General features: G+C 67.8%; 5 protein-coding genes. 2 read left to right on the top strand and 3 right to left on the bottom strand.

What is annotated here, in order from left to right:
• Window positions 1–1,227: RsmB/NOP family class I SAM-dependent RNA methyltransferase (locus AC1DY5_RS42765; RefSeq protein ID WP_478120485.1), on the bottom strand; the 1,227-nt coding region annotated here is incomplete at its 3' end.
• 33 nt (window positions 1,228–1,260) lie between these two features.
• The gene (locus AC1DY5_RS42760; protein ID WP_478120484.1) at window positions 1,261–3,120 is read right to left on the bottom strand and encodes a M48 family metallopeptidase; all 1,860 of its coding nucleotides are present in this window, start codon (window positions 3,118–3,120) and stop codon (window positions 1,261–1,263) included.
• Between the two features lie 34 nt (window positions 3,121–3,154).
• On the opposite strand from AC1DY5_RS42760, the gene AC1DY5_RS42755 reads away from it, so the two are divergent.
• The gene (locus tag AC1DY5_RS42755) at window positions 3,155–3,400 is read left to right on the top strand and encodes a DUF1653 domain-containing protein (RefSeq protein ID WP_478120483.1); all 246 of its coding nucleotides are present in this window, start codon (window positions 3,155–3,157) and stop codon (window positions 3,398–3,400) included.
• A gap of 16 nt (window positions 3,401–3,416) precedes the next feature.
• On the opposite strand, the gene purN is transcribed toward AC1DY5_RS42755, so the two are convergent.
• On the bottom strand, window positions 3,417–4,001 hold the full coding sequence (purN, locus tag AC1DY5_RS42750; RefSeq protein WP_478120482.1) for a phosphoribosylglycinamide formyltransferase: 585 nt from the start codon (window positions 3,999–4,001) through the stop codon (window positions 3,417–3,419).
• Between the two features lie 143 nt (window positions 4,002–4,144).
• Here purN and AC1DY5_RS42745 point away from each other — a divergent pair.
• A partial coding sequence (locus tag AC1DY5_RS42745; RefSeq protein ID WP_478120481.1) for an acyl-CoA dehydrogenase family protein occupies window positions 4,145–4,623 on the top strand: 479 nt, incomplete at its 3' end.

Genomic DNA, 4,623 nt, shown 5'->3' with positions numbered 1-4,623 from the left:
GCGTTGGGGCCAGAGTCGGAGGTAGCGCGTCCCGCTTTCGCCGCCCGCGCACACGGTCTCGGCGCCCGCCACCTTGAGGCCGGTGAGCAGTTCCGACGCATCCTGGGCTTCGAAATCCGGATTGGCGGCGCCGAAGGCCTCAGCGATGGCCTCGTTCTCTTGCGGCAGCACGCTGCAGGTGGCGTAGACCAGCCGGCCGCCGGATTTCACCAGCCGGGCCGCGCTCTGCAGGATCGCGGCCTGCTTGACCGTCAATTCCTGCACCGATTGTGGCGACTGGCGCCATTTCAGGTCCGGATTGCGCCGCAGGGTGCCAAGTCCCGAGCAGGGTGCATCGACCAGCACCCGGTCGATCTTGCCGGCCAGTCGCTTGATGCGGTCGTCACGCTCGTGGGCGATCGCCGCCGGATGCACGTTCGACAGGCCGCTACGGGCCAACCGCGGCTTGAGGGCGTCGAGCCGATGGGCCGAAGTGTCGAAGGCATAAAGCCGCCCGGTGTTGCGCATGGTGGCACCGATGGCCAGGGTCTTGCCGCCGGCGCCGGCGCAGAAGTCGACCACCATCTCGCCGCGCTTGGCGTCCAGCAGCAAGGCCAGCAATTGGGAGCCTTCGTCCTGCACCTCGATGGCGCCGCGGGTGAAGGCATCGAGCTTGTTCAGCGCCGGTTTGCCATCGACGCGCAGGCCCCAGGGCGAGAACGGCGTGGCGACCGCCTTGATTGACGCCATGGCCAGTTCCTTTTGCACTTCGGGCCGCTTGTCGCTGAGCGCATTGACCCGCAGGTCGAGCGGCGCCGGCTGCTGCAGGCTCTCCACCAACGGCCAGAACTGGTCGCCCAACTGCGCCTTGAGCGGCGCCACCAGCCATTCGGGCAGGTTGTGGCGATGCCGTTCGAGCAGGTCGTCGGACTTGACGGCGTCGCAGTTGTCGAGCCAGCGCTTCTCGGTGTCGTTGAGCGCGCTCTTCAGGAAGTCGCGCGGGCCATGGAAACCGAGGATCGCCATCCGCCGCTCCTTCGGCCCGCTGCCGGAGGGCGACAGGTGGTCGAACAGCAGCTTCTTGCGCAGCACCGTGTAGACGGTCTCGGCCAGGGTGGCGCGCTCGCGCGGCCCGAATTCGCGATGGTCGCGAAAGAAGCGCGAAACGACCTGATCGGCCGGGTGATCGAATTTCAGAACCAGGCCGACCAGGTCGGCGGTGGCGTCAAGCAGGGCTTTGGGGTGCATCCCTGCATTGTCTCAGTCGCAGCCACCCCGATCTCAATCGGCGGTTCGGGCCCAGATCGCACCGAAGGCCTGGCGCTCGATCTGCTCCAGCGTCGGCGAATGTCCGGCCCACAGCACCAGCGCGGCGCCCGGCAGGCTCAGGGTCTGCTCGAGCTGGCGGCACAACTGCCAACGCTCGTCGTCGCTCATATGCGGCAGTTCGAGGAACAGCACGTAGGCGCGCCGCCAAGGGAATTCGCGCAGGTTCTTGCGCACCAGCCAGGCTTGCGAGACCGGGGTGCAGCGCACCAGGTCGGCGCGCAGTTCGCCGAGCTCGAACTCGCTCAGATCGTGGCGGGCGATGTGGCTGAAAAAAGGCGTGGCGGTGATCTCTTCCCAGGCGCGCTGCTCGGCCTCCTCCGCCGTCCGGGCCCGCTCGCGCCAGAGCTTGAGCGCGCGCTCGTCGTGCCCGCCGCCATACGGATCCTCGAGCAGGCCGACCGCCGTCTTCGCGGCCCACCAGCGGCTGGCCATGCTCGATTCATGCAGGCGCTCGAGCACCGCGAGCCGGGCGTCGCGGTCGCGGGCCGGCAGCAACTGCGCCAGGCCTCGCAGTGCGCCCGGGTGATTTTCGGTCAACTGCAGGGCGCGCTCGTAGTAGCTGCGAACGTCGGCCGATGCGTCGAGCCGCCGGGCGCAGTCGGCCCACTCGACCATCTCGTCGGCGTTGTTGCGGCCGGCGCTGGCGGTCAGGGCGGCGACGCRCTCGCGCACGCGCACCAGGTAGGCGTGGTGCTGCTTCCAGTCGTTCGCATGCTCGCGCCGCCATTCGCTGTCGAAATGGGCGGTCCATCGGGGCGCATCGGCGAGCAGGCCCAGCGCCGATTTCGCCGACCAGGACGGCAGGACGGGCTTCTCGTCGAGCGCTTCGAGCCGGTCGCGCAGCACCGGGTGGGTATCGTCGACATCGCTGACGCTGCGCAGCGCGCCGCGTAGCGCGGTGCGGGCGAAATCAGGCGCCACCGGCGCGCAAAGCTGGGGCACCATCGCCGAGAACGGACCGGCCGGGATCGGCTCGTCGACCGCCCGCGACCAGTGCGCGGGCCAGAAAACCTCGGCATACCAGGCGCTCTTGACGACGATCTCGGTCAGCGCGCCGGCCACCACCCGGGTGCCGAGCAGGCGCGCAGCGACGCGATCGGCCTCGTATTCGTCCTGCCGCGCCAGCGCGAAGGTCTTGGCGGCGAAACGCGGGAAGTACCAGCGGAAAAAGGCCTGCGAGGCGAAGGCCATTACGCCCTCGTCGCGCTGGAAGCTGGCGTCCAGCTTGAGCCAGGACATCCGCGTGCGATAGATCCAGGCGCTCAGCTTGCCGTGATTGCCGCGCAGATGCCCGTATTCGTGGGCCAGCACCGACAGCAGGCGCCGGCGGTCGAGCGCCATCAGCAGCGGCAGGCCGATGCTGAGATGGTTGACCGCGCCGCCGAAGAGTCCGAAGCGCGGCAACTGGCGGATGCTGGCGTTGAACTCGCTGTCGAGGTAGACGCGATGCACCTGCGGGCCGTCGATCCGCTTCCGGATGCGGTCCAGCGCCTCGAACAGCTCTGGCGCGTCCTCGCGCTCCAGGGCCACGCCCTCAGGCTCGTCGAAGCTCACCCACAGGGCGCGCAGGGTGGCCCACAGCAGGCCGACCGCGAACAGCAGCAACCAGCCGCGGCTGAAGTTGAAGCGCCCGCCGTGGGCCAGCCCGCCGACCACCCAGGCGATGATGCYGATCGCGAGCGCCAGGCAGGCGATCACCCAGAGGTAGCCCAGGGCGGCGAAGGCCGCGACGCCGCGCCGGTAGCCGCTGCTGTCGTCGGCGCTGGCATGCTCGCTCAGGCGCACGAGATGAACAAAATCCGCCCTATCCATCCCGACCTTTCAGTTCCATGAAGGAAATCACAGCGTGAACGACGACGACCTGCCACCCTTGATCGAGACCCCGCCCGGACGCTACCGCCACTACAAGGGCGGCGAGTACGAAGTCCTGGGCACCGTGCGGCACAGCGAGACGCTCGAGCCGATGACGCTCTACCGCGCGCTCTACGGCGAGCGCGGGCTCTGGGTACGCCCGGCCGCCATGTTCGGCGGCCGCGTGGACATCGACGGCTCGTCGCGATTGCGTTTCACGAGGCTCGAAGAGAATAAATGAGACCCCACGGATTGTGTCATTTTGTTTCTCTCAGCCAGGCCGCAATTGCTTGCGGGTAAACCCGATGTTCGTGCACTAGAACACGTTCCGCCAGGCTCGTCGCGGTGTCGTCGGGCAGCACCGGCACCACCGCCTGCGCGAGGATCGGCCCATGGTCGAGTTCAACCGTGACCTGATGCACCGTGAGTCCCGCCACCTTGCAGCCCGCCTCGATCGCGCGCTGGTGGGTGTGAAGCCCCGGGAACGCCGGCAGCAGCGACGGGTGGATATTAAGCAGCCCGCCCGCGTATCGAGCGACGAAGCCCGGTGTCAGGATGCGCATGAAGCCGGCCAGCACGACCAGCGCCGGCTCATGGACGTCGATGGCTTGCGCCAGCGCGGTGTCGAAATCCTCGCGGCTGGCGAAGTCCTTGTGCGGGACCACGGCGGTCGGAATTCCATGGGCGCGCGCGAATGCAAGGCCCGCCGCGTCCGGCTTGTTGCTGATGACGGCGGCGACCCGGGCATCAAAGCGGGCGGCCCAGCGCTCCTGCTCGGCGACCCGCACGATGGCCGCCATGTTCGACCCGCCGCCGGAGATAAGGATCACAATATTCTTCATCGGACGCGGGATTATCCGTGCTGCTTTTTCCGAGGCCGGATTGTCGCGGCGCGGACACCCCGGAAGCGCACGACCGTGCTAAAACCGGCGGTCCCGGAGACACGCCGCGTCCGTGGCGGTTCGATCAACATAGCGAGGCACGCATGGATTTGAGCTTCACGCCCGAAGAACAGAAGTTCCGCGAAGAGATTCGCGCCTGGGTCAAAGAAAACCTTCCCCAAGACATTTCGCACAAGGTGCACAACGCGCTCGAGCTGACGCGTGACGACCTGCAGCGATGGGCCAAGATCCTCGGCAAGAAGGGCTGGCTCGGCTATGGCTGGCCGAAGGAATTCGGCGGCCCCGGCTGGACCGCGGTCGAGAAGCACCTGTTCGAGGAAGAGGCCGCGCTGGCCGGTGCGCCGCGCATCATCCCCTTCGGGCCCGTGATGGTGGCGCCGGTGATCATGGCCTACGGCAATCCCGAGCAGCAGAAGCGCTTCCTGCCCGGCATCGCGAGCGGCGAGGTCTGGTGGAGCCAGGGCTACAGCGAGCCGGGCTCCGGTTCCGACCTGGCCTCGGTCAAGACCAAGGCCGAACGACAGGGCGACAAATACATCGTCAACGGCCAGAAGACCTGGAC

Source organism: Variovorax sp. P4_D9 (assembly GCF_056401695.1).
This window is presented reverse-complemented; position numbering and strand designations above follow the sequence as displayed.